This is a genomic window from Chryseobacterium elymi (genome assembly GCF_003385495.1).
Classification (GTDB): Bacteria; Bacteroidota; Bacteroidia; order Flavobacteriales; family Weeksellaceae; genus Chryseobacterium; species Chryseobacterium elymi.
The window spans coordinates 234,804-253,425 of sequence record NZ_QNUH01000005.1; the positions used below are offsets into that span (position 1 = coordinate 234,804).

The window sequence follows — 18,622 nt, forward strand, 5'->3', positions numbered from 1 at the left end:
GGTTGCAATAAGTAAATTATTAAACAATTAAAGCTATCGCACAATGAACAAAACATTCAACCTGTTATTCTTAATAAAAAAATAAAATCAGAATAAACGGAACGGCTCACATCTACTTACGAATCACGATAGATGGCAAGGCAGCTGAAATTTCCGCTAAAAGATATATTGGCCCCAGAGAAGTGGGATAATAGAGTTCAGAAGGCAACAGGTAACTGTCAGGAGATTAGAACGCTCAACTTCTATCTTAAAACCTTTGGAACAGAAAGTTTACGATTCAATTTGTTTAACTGTTAGACTAATTATTAAATAATTTACATAATGAAAACCCTTTAAGAATTACCTTACTGTGTATAGAAAAATCCTATGATATGATAACTTTTTACCTCTTAGGTTAAATAATTGTAAAAAATACACGTCTTAAATATATGGGTTTAATCAGAAAATGGACGTTTTTCTTATAACTTTTTTAAAAAATATCAATAAAATTTAAAATTTTCTTATCATAAATTAGATGAAAATAAATATTAATTTTTTAAGTGTCAATTTAACATTTAAATAGCTATATATTAAGGTATTCTGAAATAATAATCATAAAATTAATGATAACCTTATCATATTTTTTACATCATTCTTATCATAAAAAAATGATATATAAACTGTTGATATATAGCCTGTAATGTATATTTTATTTTTTTTTCTCAATTGAATTTTTATATTTGTGATGTTACGCTAATGTTAATAAAAGATGAACCAGGATTTTATTCATACCTATGTTTCTGTTGATTGTGTGGTATTTGGATTTGACCATGACAACAGGCTCAATATCTTGCTTGTGCAACGTCATGTTGACGATGTGCCTGTGGATAGGCAAAGAAAATTGCCGGGCAGCTTGATTTTCAGTAATGAAGATGTGGATGATGCAGCGCATAGGGTTCTTCATGAGTTAACAGGAATTAAAAAAATGGTTCTCAAGCAGTTCAAATGTTTTGCTGATCCATTTCGAGCAAGCAATCAGACTGATATCAAGTGGATGGGAACGGAATATATGCATAATATTGACAGAATTATTACGGTGGCCTATCTTTCTTTATGTAAAATCGATCATAAAATTAACAGCACCAAATATGAAACAGTCGATTGGTATCCTGTAGATCAGGTCCCTGCATTGCCCTTTGATCATAATAAAATCATCAATGAATCCTTGACAGAGATAAGAAGATGGATTGAGACAGATTTTTCTATTATTTTTGAATTGCTGCCAAAAAAGTTTACCATAAGACAGCTGTATCAACTTTACAGCGCGTTAAGTGAAAAACAGATCGATATCAAGAATTTTCACAAAAAAATTTCGTCATTTAATTATATTATTCCTTTAGAAGAGATAGAGCAAAACGTATCGCATCGGGCAGCAAGATACTATCGGTTTGATGCCAAAATCTATAAGAAAAACAACACTAAACTAATTAAATAAATCCCCCTTTTCAAATTATGTATTTGCTAGGATATGACATAGGCAGTTCTTCTGTTAAAGTTTGTCTCATTGAGGCATCCAGTGGAAAAATTATTGCATCAGACTTTTCTCCAAAAAAGGAAATGAAAATCATGGCAGTCAACCCAGGCTGGGCAGAACAGAACCCTGCAGAATGGTGGCTGAACCTAAAGCTGGCACATGAATCTGTAATGCATGAATCCGGAATCAATCCTGAAGATATTAAAGGAATTGGTATTACCTGGCAGATGCATGGACTGATCCTGGTCGATAAAGACCAAAATTTGCTTCGTCCTTCGATTATCTGGTGTGACAGCCGTGCTGTGCCCTATGGCGAAAAGGCTTTTCAGGAAATCGGAACTGAGAAATGTTTATCCCATCTTCTTAACTCACCCGGAAATTTTACAGCATCAAAATTAGCTTGGGTAAAAGAAAATGAGCCTGAAATCTTTGAAAAAATTGATAAAATAATGCTGCCGGGGGATTATATAGCCATGAGGCTTTCCGGAGAAATAGGAATAACAATTGAAGGACTTTCTGAAGGAATATTTTGGGATTTTAAGAACAACCGTATTTCTGAAGATGTCATTAATTATTATGGAATTCCTAAGAGCTTTTTTCCTGAAATTATTCCTACTTTCGGTATCCAGTCAACAGTTTCGGCATCAGCTGCTCAGGAATTAGGATTAAAAGCCGGAACGCCTATTTCATACAGGGCAGGAGACCAACCCAATAATGCGCTCTCTCTGAATGTTTTCAATCCCGGAGAAATAGCTTCAACAGCCGGCACTTCAGGAGTGGTATATGGAGTGCTCGATCAATTGGAATATGATACGCTGTCGAGAGTAAATACATTTGCCCATGTCAATTACAGCCCTGAGCAAACCAGATTGGGAGTTTTATTATGTATCAACGGAACAGGAATTTTAAATTCCTGGTTAAAGCACAATTTTGCAACCTCACTGTCTTCCTATGGCGATATGAATGACCTGGCATCACTTTCCCCGATAGGATCAAAAGGATTGAGTATTATCCCTTTTGGAAACGGAGCAGAAAGAGTACTGGAAAACAAAGATACCAGCTGTTCTATGCACGGGATTAATTTCAATATCCATACAAAAGGAGATATTTTGCGTGCGGCACAGGAAGGAATTGTCTTCTCTTACGAATATGGAATGGATATTATGAGGAATATGGGGATGAACATCCAGGTGATCCGGGCAGGAAATGCCAATATGTTTTTAAGTTCAATTTTCAGGCAGTCGCTTGCCAGCGTGAGCAATGCGATGATTGAGCTTTATGATACAGACGGAGCGGTAGGGGCTGCCAGAGCCGCCGGGATGGGAATAGGTTTTTATGCCGATTCTAAAGAGGCATTTTATTCACTCGAAAAAATAGCAGTTATAGAACCTGAAACAGAAAAAAGAGAACAATATTTAGAAGCATACTCAAGGTGGAAACAGCATCTTAACGAAATCATCTAATCATCCTGCAACGAAGCTATTCATTGTACCTGCGGACCTATTAAATCAGCAGGCAGGGGATTCCTGTATTAAATTATAAAGAACAAATTAAAAATAAAATCAAATAATATGAACATTTTAACAGAAACAAAAGCATTTTTTCCAGGTATTGAAAACATCAGATTTGAAGGTAAAGAAAGTAGAAACCCTATGGCATTCCGTTATTATGATGCAGATAGGATCGTGATGGGAAAACCAATGAAAGAATGGATGCGTTTTGCAATGGCATGGTGGCATACTCTGTGTGCAGACGGAAGTGATCCGTTCGGCGGAGCAACGATCCACCATCCTTGGGATATTGGCAATGATGCGGTTTCCAGAGCTAAACATAAAATGGATGCAGGTTTTGAATTCATGTCTAAAATTGGATTCCAATATTACTGTTTTCATGATGTAGACTTAGTTGCTCCGGCAGATAACTGGAAAGACTATGAAAAGAATCTTCAGGCTGTTGTAGAATATGCCAAAGAAAAGCAAAAAGAATCAGGGATCAAGCTTCTGTGGGGAACAGCTAATGTTTTCACGCATGAAAGATACATGAACGGAGCTTCTACCAATCCTAATTTTGATGTGGTAGCCTGTGCAGGAACGCAGGTGAAAAATTCCATCGATGCAACCATCGCTCTTGGTGGCGAAAACTATGTGTTCTGGGGTGGCAGAGAAGGTTATATGAGCCTGCTGAATACAGAAATGAAAAGAGAAAAAGACCATCTGGCCCGCTTTCTTTCAATGTCCCGTGATTATGCCCGCAATCAGGGATTCAAAGGAACTTTCCTTATTGAACCGAAACCGATGGAACCAACCAAACATCAATACGATTACGATTCTGAAACAGTGATTGGATTCCTGAGACATTATGGTTTAGACAAAGATTTTAAACTTAATATCGAAGTGAACCATGCTACCTTGGCAGGACATACATTCGAGCATGAGCTTCAGGTAGCAGTTGACGCAGGATTGTTGGGAAGTATTGATGCCAATAGAGGAGATTACCAAAACGGATGGGATACAGATCAGTTCCCTGTTGATTACCGTGATCTCGCGCAAGCCTGGCTGGTACTTCTTCCGGCAGGAGGATTAGGAAACGGAGGTGTTAATTTTGATGCGAAAATCAGAAGAAATTCTACCGATCCTGAAGATTTATTTATCTCCCACATTTCCGGAATGGATGTTTTTGCCAAAGGATTATTGGTTGCTGCAGATATACTGGAAAACTCCGATTATAAAAAATTACGTGCAGAACGCTACGCTTCTTTCGACAGTGGTAACGGAAAAGCTTTTGAAGAAGGGAATCTTACATTGGAAGATCTTCAGAGAATTGCTCATGAGGTTGGTGAACCTCAGGCCAAAAGTGGAAAACAGGAATTGTTTGAAGCAATCGTGAACATGTATATCTAAATAATTATAGAAGGCTTTCGTATAACACTAAGGATTTATCAATGGCCTTTCTATTAATGTAATATTAAAAATAATAATTATGAACAGATTTCATTTTGCTAAAACCAACAGGGCTGCGATATTTTTCGCCATGGCTCTGTTACCGTCAAGCTTAGCTTATTCTCAAAGTAAAAAAGATACTGTTGCCAAAGAAAATAAGATAGAAGAAGTTATTGTAATTGGATACGGTACACAGAAAAAAGAAGCGGTTACAGGATCCGTATCGTCCCTTGGCGGAACCGCTCTCAAAGAAGTTCCTTCGGCAAATATAACGGATGCAATACAAGGCCGTCTTCCAGGAGTTGATATTGGCAGGACCTCTACAAAACCAGGTGCTGTACAACAGATTCGTATCAGAGGAGAACGTTCATTAACAGGCTCTAATGATCCCTTGATTGTATTGGATGGAATTCCTTTTGTAGGCTCTTTAGGAGATATAAGCCCATCAGATATTAAAAGTTTAGACATCCTTAAAGATGCATCTGCCACAGCGATTTATGGATCACGTGGTGCAAATGGAGTCATCTTAATAACAACAAACAGAGGGTCAAAAGGTCAGAAAGCAAGATTTACCTATAACGGATATACTGGATTTCAGACTATCTTCTCTAAATATCCGGTAATGGATGGACCTAAGTTCGCCAAATTACGTGCAGATGCCAAAATGTTTACCAATGCACAGGATGAATTTAATGATATAAATACAGACTGGCAGGATAAATATTACGGTGTAGGATTGATGATGAACCATGATGTAGGGGTTGCAGGAGGAAGCGAAAAAGGAAATTACAACTTTGGGGTAGCGTATTTTCAGCAGAATGGAGTAGTCCCTTTGCAAAGCTATAAAAGACTTTCTATCAGAGGTTCCTTAGATCAGGAAGTCAGTAAGTTTATAAAAGTAGGTTTCTCCACAAACTCCAACTTTTCTATCAATGATTTTAACGGTGTCAGCGGTGCCCCTATGTTAGGCTATTCACCATTGGTTACCCCCTATAATGCCGATGGAAGCCCTAAGACCGTCATGTATAGTGCCATTGATCAGACTGCTCTCCAGACCAGAGGTATTCTCGAAAGTTTAGGCGATGCCTATGCTGACCGTACCAATGCTTTCAGTTCATACAATAATCTTTATGGAGAATTAAAAATCCCAGGTGTTGAAGGTCTTAAATACAGGCTAAATGTTGGTCTTACCTACAGAAATTCAAATAGCGGAACCTATACAGGAACCGGTATACTCAATGTAAATCCTGCTACTGAGTCTTCGGCTGGAATTGGAAATTCGCTGACAACACAGTGGGTGTTGGAAAATATACTCTCTTATGACAGAACCTTCGGTAAACATAAAATTAGTGCAACGGCATTGTATTCTGCAGAACAGACCAAGTACAACAGCTCATACATATCAGCAAGGGATGTTCCTATTGATGCCTTTCAATACTTTAATTTAGGCCACGCACAAGGGGAGGTTACAATTGATCCTAATAACCAGGGATATTATAAAAGAGGTCTCATGTCTTTCATGGGAAGAGCCTTATACCAATATGACAACCGTTATATGCTGACTGCTACTGTCCGTTCAGACGGAGCTTCAGTTTTAGCTAAAGGGCATCAGTGGCATACTTATCCCGCAGTTTCTGTCGGTTGGAATATTGCCAATGAAAACTTCCTAAAAGATTCAAAATATATCAATCTGCTTAAACTGAGAGCCGGCTTCGGACAAACTTCTAACCAGTCTGTAGGTCCATATACCACTTTTGGAAGCTTAAGTACCGTTCCTTATAATTTCGGGGATGAATTTGTTATCGGGAATTATGTAAACACAGCGTCAAATGCAAGGTTGGGCTGGGAGTTTTCAAAAACCTGGAATTATGGACTGGATTTCACTATACTTAACAGAAGAATTAGCGGTACCTTAGAATATTATATCACAAAGACAGAGCAATTATTGCTAAGCAAAGGATTGCCTGCATCCAGCGGTTTAGGTTCCGTAACCGAGAACGTGGGAGCATCGGAGAATAAAGGTTTCGAAATATCTCTTAATGGTACTATATTCAATAATCCTGATGGGTTTAGCTGGGAAGTCGGAGGTAATTTATATGCCAATAGGAATAAAATCACATCATTAGCTTCCGGGACAGACCGTAATGAAGGAAATTTATGGTTTGTAGGTCATAATATCAATGCTTTATATGATTACCAGTACGTAGGATTATGGCAGCATGGAGATCCTTATCTGAGCGTATTGGAGCCTGGAGGAAATGTAGGAATGATCAAAGTTTTATACACAGGCGGATATAATGCAGACGGAACTCCGATTAGAGCTATCGGACCAGCTGACAGGCAGATTATTGATACTAATCCGGATTTTATGGGAGGTTTCAATACAAGATTAGCGTATAAAAACATTGATCTTAGCGTGGTTGGAGCATTTCAGAAAGGTGGAGTATTAATCAGTACACTATACGGCTCTTCAGGATATCTCAACAGGCTATCGGGAAGAGGAAATAACGTGGATGTCGATTACTGGACTGAAGAAAATCCAAACGTACGCTATCCGAAACCAGGTGGAATGATGAGCGGAGACAATCCGAAATACGGCTCAACTTTAGGCTTATTTGATGGCTCATATGTAAAAATAAGAACCATTACAGTAGGTTACAATTTCAATAGAAATACTTTGGAAAATTTAGGAGTAAACAGTCTGAGACTATATGTTACAGTACAGAATCCATTTGTTTTTGGCTCTCCCTACTACAGAGAATCGGGTATGGATCCGGAGCCGAATTCAAGAGGAAACGAGAATCAGGCCGTAAACTCATATAAAAGCAATCAGTTAGTAATTGGTACAAATAATCCTTCTACAAGAAACTATATGATGGGGCTAAACCTAACCTTTTAAAAAGAAAAATCATGATCAATTTAAATAAAAAATTTATCGCTGCTCTATTTCTGGCATCATTAACATTCAGTACAGGATGTAATGAGATATTGGATGAACAGCCAAGAGGCATATATACGCCGGAAGATTTTACAACAGAAAGAGGAATTACACAAGGAGTTACAGCATTGTACAGACAGATGAGAATGCTTTATGGGAACGGATACTTCTTAAATTCTACCATGACAGGTACTGATGAGGCGACTTGGGGAAAAGATGCGGATGGTAATTTTAAAGCTTTGGATATGTCTAATAATGGTAATATTGACAGCTCAACATTTCCAACAAGTATGGTGTGGGGATCTGTTTTTCCTGCCATCAATTCTGCAAATGGGGTTATACAAAACGGTCCTTTAATTAATGTACCCGAATCACTGATTTCAGAAGCAAGATTCTTTAGATCATTTTATTACTTTTTACTGGTTCAGACCTATGGTGGTGCACCGCTGGATTTGGGTTCAGGAGAACTGGCATTCAATATCTCACCAACAACTACTTCAGTAAGAAATACCGTTTCAGAAGTTTACACAAAAGCCATTTTTCCCGATTTAATCAAAGCCATTGATAACCTTCCAGCAAGTCCGAGGGTTACCGGCGGTGTTACCAAAAATGTTGCGAGATTATATCTTTCAAAAGCATATTTAACGTATGCCTGGTGGCTTCAAAACCCAAACAGTATCCCAACCTATCCGGAGACAACAAGAACAGATCCTGATGGTCACAATGCACAATGGTACTTCCAAAAAGCTTACGATATTGCATTAGACGGGATCAATAACCCGGGGCCTTACGCTTTACAGCCTACCTATTATAATTTGAATCTAGGATCAAATGACCGTAATAAGGAGTGTATGCTGTATGCAGACCATACAGAGACAAGTGCTTATTATAATGAAGGCGTTATTCAGGCAAGTTACGGGGATGGCTGGTCTCCAAATAATTTTGCTGCCTGGATGATGACCTGGAATTATCCTAATATCAGAAGCAGTACTTCCAGTACATCATGGTCTGCTGTAAGCTCAGTACAAAGAGCAGCGGTTCAGGATTTGGGACGTCCGTGGACACGTATGGCTCCTACCATTGATGTGATTAAAAATACATTTGCAGATAAAACAAATGATTCCAGATATGACGGAACATTCGTGACCACCTACCGCGGTAACTGGGACAAAGCAGGGATGACTCAGACTACCTTGTATAATGCCAATAATCTTCCGGTACATCCTGGTGATGCGATCTTAACGTTCCTCAAGGACGATTCTGCACAGCCAACATATCCTTCCAATGCTGGCAATAGTAATATTGGAGCAGGTACACTTCCGGGAAGAGCAGACTGGATAATTGCACCAAACGGTATCAGCAGAGTAGTATATCCGGGTATATGGAAAATCGGAACGTACCGCACAGATAATGGCAACGGCTTAGGATATCCAAATCCAAGTTTAACCCGCCCGTTTGTAGCCGCTAAATTTTCAGAACTTTACTTCTTAGCAGCCGAGGCAGCAGTTAAAGGAGCTTCCGGATCTATGAGCCCTAGAGATCTTATTAATGTAATCAGAGCCAGAGCAGGAAAATGGGTATGGAGTGTTAGCGGAAACGTTGCAAAAGTACAGGATAACAGTGCTGCGATGATTGCTGCTACACCAAATACTATTACAATAGATTACATTCTGGCAGAAAGATCCCGTGAGTATTATGGCGAGGGATACAGATGGTATGATCTGGTACGTACGCAGAAATGGGAAGAATATGCAGCTACTTATAAAATTGGAGGTCCTAATTATGGAGACCATACCCCTCAGACGGTAACGCGTAATATTCAGAAATTCCATTATCTGAGACCAATTCCTCAGGGGCAGCTTGATGCAATGGAAGTTTCTGCCGATATCAAGGCTAAATATCAAAACCCTGGTTACAATTAATATTTATACACATTCATGTTAATAGAAGCAAAGTAGATGTATTTATTACATCTGCTTTGTTTAAATGAAAAAATAAAGACTATGGAGAAAACCTGGCGTTGGTTTGGGAAGAAAGATAAAATCAAATTGGACATGCTGCGTCAAATTGGCGTAGAAGGTATTGTCTCTGCACTTCATGATATTCCTAACGGAGAAATCTGGTCGTTGGATGCAATTAACGATTATAAAAATTATATAGAAAGTTTCGGACTTCATTGGTCTGTTGTAGAAAGTCTGGCAGTAAGTGAAGCCATAAAATATGGAGGGGAAAACAGAGATCGGTTAATAGAAAATTACATTCAGAGTCTTGAAAACCTCGGTAAGGCAGGTGTTACAACAGTCTGTTATAATTTTATGCCTGTTTTGGATTGGGCAAGAACAGATCTTTATTATCAATGGAAAGACGGTTCATCATCATTATATTTTGATAAAGCTAAATTTGCTTATTTCGAAATCCATATTCTGCAAAGAAAAGGCGCGGAAAAAGATTATAATCACGAAATTCTCTCAAAAGTTGAAGAACTGAAAACAACTTTGTCTGAAGAAGACAATAATGATCTGATTGATTCTATCATTGTGAAAACCCAAGGTTTTGTAAATGGAAATATCAAAGAAGGCGACAAAAATCCTGTTCAATTATTCAAAAATCTATTGGCATTATACGATGGAATTGATAAAGATCAGCTCCGTCAGAATATGAAATATTTCCTTGAAAAAATAATGCCTGTCTGCGAAAAATGGAATATCCAGATGTGCGTACATCCCGATGATCCGCCTTTTTCATTGTTAGGTTTACCACGAATCGTGACCAATGAAGATGACATCGATTGGTTCCTGAATGCCGTCGACAATCCTCACAACGGACTCACATTCTGTACGGGTTCTTTAAGTGCCGGCCTTCAGAACGATGTTCCGAAGCTTGCCCAAAAATATGCCCACCGAACAAAATTTGTCCATTTAAGAAGCACTAATGTTTTTGAAAACGGCGATTTTATCGAAGCGCACCATTTGGAAGGCAGAGGGAAATTAATAGAAGTTATCAAAATTTTTGAAAAAGAAAATCCAGATTTGCCAATGCGTGTAGACCACGGTCGTCTTTTGACAGATGATATTGACAAAGGTTACAATCCTGGTTATTCATTCCTTGGAAGAATGCTTGCCTTAGGACAAATTGAAGGGGTAATGGCAGCCGTCAGTTCTGAGTCCAAATAAAATTAACTCCAAACCCGAAGGGTTTAATTTGATTAGCCGTAGGTGAAGCCTATGGAAAAATGTAGATTGAATAAACAGAACCCGTAGGGTTCAATATCCATCATAAAAAATGAACGAAATATTCAGCATAAAAGATAAAATAGCAGTCATTACAGGAGCTTCAGGTGTTCTGGGCGGAAGTTTAGCTAGAAGTTTCATCGAAGCCGGAGCAAAAGTTGTCGCTCTTGGAAGAAATCAGGAAACTCTGGACGCTCGTGTTAAAGAATTAGCAGAATTGAACGGTGATGCATTCGCTGTGAAAGCCAATGTAATGAACGTAGAAAGTCTTGAATCTGCTGCAAAAAAAATCCTTGAAAAATACGGTAAAATAGATATTCTCCTCAATATTGCCGGCGGAAATATTCCTTCTGCAACATTAGCTCCCGACCAATCCTTTTTCGACCTGAAAATGGAAGCCTGGAACGAAGTAACCGACTTAAATATCAACGGAACGGTCTACCCAAGCTATGTTTTCGGGAAAGTTATGGCAGAACAAGGCAGCGGAAGCATTGTCAATATTTCATCAATGGCGGCGTATTCAGCGATTACAAGAGTGGCAGGATATTCAGCGGCAAAGTCGGCGATTACGAATTTTACACAATGGCTGGCTTCAGATTTAGCTTTAAAATTTGGCGATAAAATTCGTGTCAACGCAATTGCTCCCGGATTTTTCATCGGAGATCAAAACCGGGCAATTTTATTAAATCCGGATGGTTCTTTAACCGACCGAAGCAAAAAAGTCATTGCAAAAACCCCAATGGGACGTTTTGGAAATGCAGATGAACTCAACGGAGCTGTTCAGTTCCTGTGTTCAGACGCAGCAAGTTTTATCACGGGTGCTTTATTGCCTATTGACGGTGGTTTCAGTGCATTCAGTGGTGTTTAAGATTAGTATTATTTTTCTTCATATAGTAGTTGCAAGGCCTTAGATGATCTTATAGATTTCAATTAAGGTCTTGCTTTTAAAGATTTTCATAAAATCAAATCACTTTTAAATTGAATAATGACTCATTCCATTAAAAATAAAGAAGTTTTCGGAGAATCATTTTTGCTGGAATCAGCAAAGGCAGAAAATCTATATTTCGGATATGCGAAAGAAATGCCGATTATCGATTACCATAATCATCTTGAGCCGGACGTGATTTCAAATAATCAGAATTTCCGCTCTCCGACAGCAATTTGGCTGGATGGTGACCATTACAAATGGCGGGCAATGAGGAATTTTGGGATTGATGAACAATTCGTTTCCGGCAAAGCTTCAGATTTAGAGAAATTTAGAAAGTGGTCAGAAGTTGTCCCTTTTACGCTTCGTAATCCTTTATTTCACTGGAGTCATTTAGAACTTAAAAATCCATTCGGAATCAAACAATATCTTTCCCCGAAAAATGCAGATTCTGTTTATCATCAGATGAATGAAAGTTTGCAGACCGCAGATTTTTTACCACAATCCATCATCCGGAATTTCAAAGTACAGGCACTTTGCACAACAGACGATCCTTCTGATGATTTGAATTATCATAAAGCCTTAAGCAATAGCGGTTTCAAAACAAAAATTTTACCTGCTTTCCGACCGGATTCTTACATCAATATCATCAATCCTGAGCAATATCTTTCAAACATCAAAAAGCTTGAAAATGTTTGCGAAACTTCAATCGAATCAGTTTCCGATTTATTAAATGCACTTCAATCCAGAATCAATTATTTCGCAGAAATCGGAGCTAAAGTGGCCGACCACGGCTTTGAATATTTTCCCGATACCACAAAATGGAATCTGGAATTGGAAACCGAATTTTCAGAATTTTTGAAAGGAAATAATCCATCATTCTCAAATCCGGAAGCCTTATGCGGTTATCTGTTGAAAGAGCTTTGCAAAATGTACTCTGAAAAAGGCTGGGTTCAGCAATTTCACGTCGGAGCAACCAGAAACAATAATTCAGAGATGCTGAAAAAAATTGGTATTAATACCGGATATGATGCCATTGGAGAACAATATTTTGCACACAGATTGAGCATCCTTCTGGACGAACTTAATTCTGCCGGACAGCTCACTAAAACCATTATTTATAACCTTAATCCAACTTTCAATGAAGTTTTAGCGACACTTGCCGGAAACTTCAATGAAGGCGGAATGAAGTCTAAAGTTCAGTTTGGTGCAGCCTGGTGGTTTCTCGATCAATTAGACGGAATGAAAAAACAGATGAACACGCTTTCCAACATCGGTCTTATCAGCACTTTTGTTGGGATGCTTACAGATTCCAGAAGTCTCCTGTCGTTCTCAAGACACGATTATTTCAGAAGACTTTTATGCAATATGTTCGGCAGCGAAATGGAAAGAGGATTGCTTCCCAATGATGAAGAATGGGTAGGAAAAATCATTCAGGATATCAGTTATCACAACACGAAAAATTATTTTGAACTATAGGAAAGTCCCGAAGGGACGACTTAGCAAAGAATAGGATGAAAATCTTATCAAAAAAAATTATTCAGAATTCAATAAACCTTATAGGTTTTTAAAACCTATAAGGTTTGAAAAGAGTAAAAACAATCGAAGGGTTCAACAAAAAAATGATTGATTCAAATAAAATATTATGTTTCGGAGAATTGCTTTTGCATTTCGCTCCGGATTCCGAAGGAAACTGGCTCAATGACCAATCTCTGAAAATTTTCGTGGGCGGTGCAGAATATAATGTAGCTGCAGCTCTTGCACAATGGAACAATCCTGTAAAACTTCTTTCAGCTTTGCCTGAAAATTTTGTAGGAAATCAACTGGAATCTCAGCTGAAAAATAAGGGAATCGAAATTCTTGCAGAGAAAAACAACGGCAGAATCGGAACGTTTTACCTCTCTTCGGATGGCGATATGCAGAACGCTTCGGTGGTTTACGACCGTTTTCCATCGGTTTTCACACAGTCGGATCTTGATACCTTCAGTTTTGACGAAATATTTACAGAAGTAAAATGGCTTCACATCAGTACCATTACACCGGCATTGAGTGAAAATGCCTATCAGAAATGTCTGGATTTAATGAAAGAAGCAACGTCCAGAAACATTACTGTTTCTCTCGATTTAAATTACCGTTCCGCCCTTTGGCAGAACAGAAATCCTTCAGATAAAATAAAAGCATTAATGCCTTCTGTCAATGTTCTGATGGGAAATATCTGGTCAATCCAACAGTTTTTGAGTATTCCGATTGAATATGAATTAAATGGGAATTTTGATGATAAAAACCTTCTGAAACAGGCAGAAAAATCAGCATTAGAAATTCAGAAGATATATCCAAATGTAACGATGATTGCCAATACGTTCCGTTTCACAAGTGGCGAAGAAGTCAATTATTTTGCGACTTTATTCGCAGATGAAAAGCTTTTAGTTTCTGAACACTATCATTCAGATAAAATTGAAGAAAGAGTAGGCAGCGGCGATTCTTTTATGGCAGCTTTGATTCACGGAACTTTAAAATCAAATCCTGTTCAGCAAATTTTAGAAGATGCTACGAAAGTTGCTTTCAAAAAGCTTTTTGTAAAAGGTGATACCATTAATGACAGCATTAATATTGAAAAATTATGAGTCTAATACTACAAAAAATAAAAGACCAGAAAATTGTTCCGTTGTTTTACAACGAATCATTCGAGGTTTCAAAAAATACCTTAAAAGCTTTGTACGAAGCAGGAATCCGTGTGATAGAATACACCAATCGGGGCATTCAGGCTTTGGAAAATTTTACCAAACTGAAAGAACTCTCCGCCACGGAATTTCCGGAACTTTTATTAGGAATCGGAACCGTGAAAAATATAAATGAAATGGATGATTATGCCAATGCAGAAGCAGATTTCATCATTACACCTGTTATTAACGAAGAACTGGTGAAACATTCTGTTGCAAAAAATATAAATTTAATTCCGGGCTGTTTTACGCCTTCGGATGTCAATTTAGCCTTCCAAAACGGACTTCGATTGGTAAAGATTTTCCCGGCAGATGCTTTGGGTAAAAATTATATCAAATCCATTCAGCCTGTTTTTCCCGGAATGAATTTTATGCCGACCGGAGGAGTCAATGCTGATTTTGATGATATTACAGAATGGCTGATAAGTGGCGCAATCGCTGTCGGATTAGGAAGTTCGCTTATCAAAACAGAGTTTACGACAGAACAGCTGGCTGAAAAAGTTCAGAATTTATTACAACAACTTAATCAAAACTAAATGCAGGCTCCTAAAAATCATAATATCAGATGGTTTATGCTGTCTTTGGTCTTTCTCGCTACCACAATCAATTATCTCGACCGTCAGGTAATGGGTTTGCTGAAACCTGTTCTTGAAAAAGAGTTCAGTTGGGACGAAAAAGATTACAGCTACATTGTAATGGCATTCACAACCACTTATGCCATCGGATATCTTGCGATGGGAAGATTTATCGATAGGGTAGGAACCAAAATAGGGTATGCCGTTTCGTTGATTGTCTGGAGCCTGGCTTCCATAGGCCACGGTTTTGTGAAAAGCACCGTTGGATTTATCATTGCGAGAAGTACACTCGGAATCAGTGAGGCAGGAAATTTTCCGGCAGCGATAAAATCTGTGGCAGAATGGTTTCCGAAAAAAGAAAGAGCCTTGGCAACGGGGATTTTCAATTCAGGAGCTACAGTCGGAGCCATTTTAGCACCGCTTCTCGTTCCGATTATTTTAGCACAATACGGCTGGAGAGAAACTTTCATTTGGATTGGGGCTTTAGGTTTATTATGGATTATCCTTTGGTGGAGATTTTATTCAATTCCGGAAAAGACTAAAAAATTAAGTCAGGAAGAATTAGAATACATCAAAAGTGATCAGGACGGAAAAACACAGGAGCAGTCCAAAGTTCCGTTGTCCGAAATATTAAAATACAAAGTAACCTGGTCATTTGCCATCGGAAAAATTCTGACCGACCCGATCTGGTATTTCTTTATGTTCTGGCTGCCTGCTTATTTTTCAGATGTATTTAAAATGGATATGACAAAACCTTCCATTCCGTTGATTATTATCTACAGCGGAACAACGATTGGAAGTATCGGCGGCGGTTATCTTTCCTCATTTTTAATTAAAAAAGGCTGGGCAATCGGAAGAGCCAGAAGTTTAACAATGCTCTTGTTTGCGTTGATGGTCGTTCCGGTAATGTTTTCAAAATATGTAGACAATATGTGGCTGATTACCATCATCATTGCTTTTGCCACCGCAGCGCACCAAGGTTGGGGAGCGAACCTTATGACAACTGTCGGCGACAAATTACCCAACAATTATGTAAGTTCTGTGATTGGATTTGGCGGAATGCTCGGTTCAGCAGCAGGAATTATTTTCCCGCTTTTCATCGGAATTATCTTAGATACCTTCAAGAAATCAGGAAATATCAACGGAGGATACAACATTATATTTTTCATTGCCGGGGTTTCTTACGTTGTGGCTTGGGGAATTATTTGGTTGATCAACAGGAAAAAGACTGAAGTTTCTATCTGAAATTAATGAAATATAAAAAAGAATGAACGTAAAACATTGCATATTGACCATCTGTATTTTCATTAGCGGATTCTCCCCTGCACAAAAAGGAGGGAAACACAAGCTTTGGTATGACAAGCCCGCCAAACTGTGGGAGGAAGCATTACCTGTTGGAAACGGAAGATTGGCGGCAATGGTTTTCGGAGATCCTTTTAAAGAAAAACTGCAGCTGAATGAAGGCACATTCTGGTCGGGTGGTCCTTCCCGAAACGACAATCCTGATGGTCCCAAAGTGTTGGACTCAATCCGGTATTATTTATTTAACGGAAATTACAAAAGAGCCGAAATCCTTTCCAATAAAGGTTTGACAGCAAAAACACTTCACGGTTCGGCGTTTCAGAATATCGGAGATTTGAATCTTGATTTTAATAATCTCAGCGATGTTAAAGATTATTATCGTGAACTTGATATTGAAAAAGCAATAACAACGACCACGTTTTCCTCCAACGGAATTCATTATAAAAGAGAAGTTTTCGCTTCAATTCCTGATCAGGTAATTGTGATAAAACTAAGTTCAGACAAAAAAAATGCACTGAATTTCAATGCCGGATTCAACAGCGAACTGAAAAAAAGTACGAAGGCCATTGATGCCAATACCTTGCAGATGGATGGACTTTCTTCCACATTAGACGGTGTTCAGGGGCAGGTTAAATTCAATGCACTGGCGAAATTTATTACTAAAGGTGGAAAAACTTCTGTTTCAGGCGATGGAATTTCGGTTGTCAATGCAGATGAAGTAATGATTCTGATTTCAATCGCCACCAATTTCACAGACTACAAAACTTTGAATACTGACGAGGTTTCAAAAAGCAAAAAATACATTTCACAATCAGAAAATAAAAATTTCAATACCTTATTTAAAAATCATCTCAACGCCTACCAGAACTATTTTAAAAGGGTAGATTTCAATCTTGGAACTTCTCCTGCTTCACAATTTCCTACGGATTTGCGTGTTAAAAACTTTGCCACCAGTTACGATCCTGAACTTGTTTCATTATATTATCAATTTGGGCGTTATCTCCTGATTTCCTCATCGCAACCGGGCGGTCAGCCAGCTAATCTTCAGGGGATTTGGAATAACTCCAACAAACCGGCGTGGGACAGCAAATACACCATCAACATCAATACGGAAATGAATTACTGGCCTGCGGAAAAAACCAATCTGCCGGAAATGCACGAGCCATTGATTCAGATGATAAAAGATTTGAGCGTAACCGGAGCAGAAACAGCCAAAGTGATGTACAAAAGCCGTGGTTGGGTAGCGCATCACAACACTGATATCTGGAGAATTACAGGCGTTGTAGACTTTGCCAACGCCGGACAATGGCCAATGGGAAGCGCCTGGCTTTCGCAACATCTTTGGGAAAAATATCTGTACAGCGGAGACAAAAATTATCTCAAATCCATCTATCCGGTTCTGAAATCTGCAACACAGTTCTATGAAGATTTCCTGATTGAAGAACCTACCCACAAATGGCTGGTCGTAACTCCGTCTATGTCTCCCGAAAATATTCCGCAGGGAAACAAGGGAAGCGCTTTGGCATCAGGAAATACGATGGATAACCAGCTGATGTTTGACCTGTTCAGCAAGACAAAAAAAGTAGCACAAATCTTAAATGTAGATTCAGATAAAATTCCGGTTTGGAACAATATCATTTCCAAATTGCCACCGATGAAAATCGGACGATACGGACAGTTGCAGGAATGGATGGAAGACTGGGACAACCCGAAAGACAATCACAGACACGTTTCTCATTTATACGGATTGTTTCCAAGTAATCAAATCAATCCTGTCACAACACCAGAACTTTTTGATGCCTCAAAAACAGTTTTGCTACACCGTGGTGATGTTTCAACAGGCTGGTCGATGGGCTGGAAAATCAATCTTTGGGCAAAATTACTGGACGGAAACCACGCCAATAAATTAATAAAAGACCAGTTAACTTTAGTAGAAAAAGACGGTCGGAGCAAAGAAGGAGGCACTTATCCGAATTTGTTTGATGCGCATCCGCCGTTTCAGATTGATGGAAATTTCGGCTGTACTTCCGGAATTACCGAAATGCTTTTGCAGACACAAAACGGAAGCATAGACATTTTACCGGCACTTCCCGAGGAATGGAAAACCGGAAATATTTCCGGACTGAAAACGTATGGCGGTTTCGTGGTCAGCATCGTTTGGAAAGACCATCAGGCGACCGAGGTTATCATCAAATCAAATCTGGGCGAGAATTGCCGAATCAGCACACCCAATGAAGTTGAACTGAAAGGCAAAAATATTTTAAAACCCGCATCTGGGAAAAATGAAAATCCCTATTTTGAAATTCCGGCCATTAAGAAACCTTTGATATCGCCAGAAGCTCAATTAAACCCGTCGAAAACGGAAAAAAGATTCACTTATGATTTTCCGACAGAAGCAGGAAAAACTTACATTTTAAAAATAAGAAAATCACATCAATAGGAATGGGCTTTAGCCCATTTACAAAATAGAATGATATAAA

General features: G+C 38.6%; 13 protein-coding genes. All 13 read left to right on the top strand.

From position 1 onward, the window contains the following. Positions 1-122: 122 nt before the first annotated feature. The 13 genes from DRF60_RS21885 (at position 123) to DRF60_RS08010 (ending at position 18,582) form a co-directional block, all read left to right on the top strand. Positions 123-191: a hypothetical protein gene (locus DRF60_RS21885; RefSeq protein ID WP_394337450.1), complete on the top strand. Its 69-nt coding sequence runs from the start codon at positions 123-125 to the stop codon at positions 189-191. A gap of 557 nt (positions 192-748) precedes the next feature. After that, entirely contained in the window at positions 749-1,474 is a 726-nt protein-coding gene (locus DRF60_RS07955) for an NUDIX hydrolase (protein ID WP_116011561.1), read from the top strand. A 17-nt stretch (positions 1,475-1,491) separates the two neighbouring features. Further along, positions 1,492-2,976 (top strand): xylulokinase, encoded by a 1,485-nt coding sequence (locus DRF60_RS07960; protein WP_116011562.1) that lies wholly within the window; start codon positions 1,492-1,494, stop codon positions 2,974-2,976. A gap of 108 nt (positions 2,977-3,084) precedes the next feature. Continuing rightward, the gene (gene xylA, locus DRF60_RS07965) at positions 3,085-4,413 is read left to right on the top strand and encodes a xylose isomerase (protein WP_116011563.1); all 1,329 of its coding nucleotides are present in this window, start codon (positions 3,085-3,087) and stop codon (positions 4,411-4,413) included. 79 nt (positions 4,414-4,492) lie between these two features. Then, positions 4,493-7,351 (top strand): SusC/RagA family TonB-linked outer membrane protein, encoded by a 2,859-nt coding sequence (locus DRF60_RS07970; RefSeq protein WP_116011564.1) that lies wholly within the window; start codon positions 4,493-4,495, stop codon positions 7,349-7,351. A gap of 11 nt (positions 7,352-7,362) precedes the next feature. Continuing rightward, positions 7,363-9,312 carry a RagB/SusD family nutrient uptake outer membrane protein gene (locus tag DRF60_RS07975; RefSeq protein ID WP_116011565.1) on the top strand — a complete coding sequence of 650 codons (1,950 nt, stop codon included), beginning with the start codon at positions 7,363-7,365 and terminating at the stop codon, positions 9,310-9,312. Between the two features lie 81 nt (positions 9,313-9,393). Continuing rightward, complete coding sequence (uxuA, locus tag DRF60_RS07980) at positions 9,394-10,563, top strand: mannonate dehydratase (RefSeq protein WP_116011566.1); 1,170 nt, start codon at positions 9,394-9,396, stop codon at positions 10,561-10,563. Positions 10,564-10,672: 109 nt separating this feature from the next. Then, the gene (locus DRF60_RS07985) at positions 10,673-11,488 is read left to right on the top strand and encodes an SDR family oxidoreductase (RefSeq protein ID WP_116011567.1); all 816 of its coding nucleotides are present in this window, start codon (positions 10,673-10,675) and stop codon (positions 11,486-11,488) included. Positions 11,489-11,605: 117 nt separating this feature from the next. Further along, the gene (gene uxaC, locus DRF60_RS07990; protein WP_116011568.1) at positions 11,606-13,024 is read left to right on the top strand and encodes a glucuronate isomerase; all 1,419 of its coding nucleotides are present in this window, start codon (positions 11,606-11,608) and stop codon (positions 13,022-13,024) included. Between the two features lie 104 nt (positions 13,025-13,128). Further along, a complete protein-coding gene (locus DRF60_RS07995) occupies positions 13,129-14,169 on the top strand; it encodes a sugar kinase (protein ID WP_238640098.1) in 1,041 nt (346 codons plus the stop codon). Next, complete coding sequence (locus DRF60_RS08000) at positions 14,166-14,801, top strand: bifunctional 4-hydroxy-2-oxoglutarate aldolase/2-dehydro-3-deoxy-phosphogluconate aldolase (protein WP_116011569.1); 636 nt, start codon at positions 14,166-14,168, stop codon at positions 14,799-14,801. The genes DRF60_RS07995 and DRF60_RS08000 overlap by 4 nt, the downstream gene beginning before the upstream one ends. After that, a complete protein-coding gene (locus DRF60_RS08005; protein WP_116011570.1) occupies positions 14,802-16,085 on the top strand; it encodes an MFS transporter in 1,284 nt (427 codons plus the stop codon). Positions 16,086-16,107: 22 nt separating this feature from the next. Next, positions 16,108-18,582, top strand: coding sequence for a glycoside hydrolase family 95 protein (locus tag DRF60_RS08010; RefSeq protein WP_116011571.1), 2,475 nt, complete (start codon positions 16,108-16,110; stop codon positions 18,580-18,582). The last annotated feature ends 40 nt before the right edge of the window (positions 18,583-18,622 follow it).

Bases quoted from the DNA above. Each gene is read 5' to 3' on its own strand.
- DRF60_RS07955 (WP_116011561.1), top strand. From the start codon at position 749: ATGAACCAGGATTTTATTCATACCTATGTTTCTGTTGATTGTGTGGTA.
- DRF60_RS07960 (WP_116011562.1), top strand. From the start codon at position 1,492: ATGTATTTGCTAGGATATGACATAGGCAGTTCTTCTGTTAAAGTTTGT.
- xylA (WP_116011563.1), top strand. From the start codon at position 3,085: ATGAACATTTTAACAGAAACAAAAGCATTTTTTCCAGGTATTGAAAAC.
- DRF60_RS07970 (WP_116011564.1), top strand. From the start codon at position 4,493: ATGAACAGATTTCATTTTGCTAAAACCAACAGGGCTGCGATATTTTTC.
- DRF60_RS07975 (WP_116011565.1), top strand. From the start codon at position 7,363: ATGATCAATTTAAATAAAAAATTTATCGCTGCTCTATTTCTGGCATCA.
- uxuA (WP_116011566.1), top strand. From the start codon at position 9,394: ATGGAGAAAACCTGGCGTTGGTTTGGGAAGAAAGATAAAATCAAATTG.
- DRF60_RS07985 (WP_116011567.1), top strand. From the start codon at position 10,673: ATGAACGAAATATTCAGCATAAAAGATAAAATAGCAGTCATTACAGGA.
- uxaC (WP_116011568.1), top strand. From the start codon at position 11,606: ATGACTCATTCCATTAAAAATAAAGAAGTTTTCGGAGAATCATTTTTG.
- DRF60_RS08000 (WP_116011569.1), top strand. From the start codon at position 14,166: ATGAGTCTAATACTACAAAAAATAAAAGACCAGAAAATTGTTCCGTTG.
- DRF60_RS08005 (WP_116011570.1), top strand. From the start codon at position 14,802: ATGCAGGCTCCTAAAAATCATAATATCAGATGGTTTATGCTGTCTTTG.
- DRF60_RS08010 (WP_116011571.1), top strand. From the start codon at position 16,108: ATGAACGTAAAACATTGCATATTGACCATCTGTATTTTCATTAGCGGA.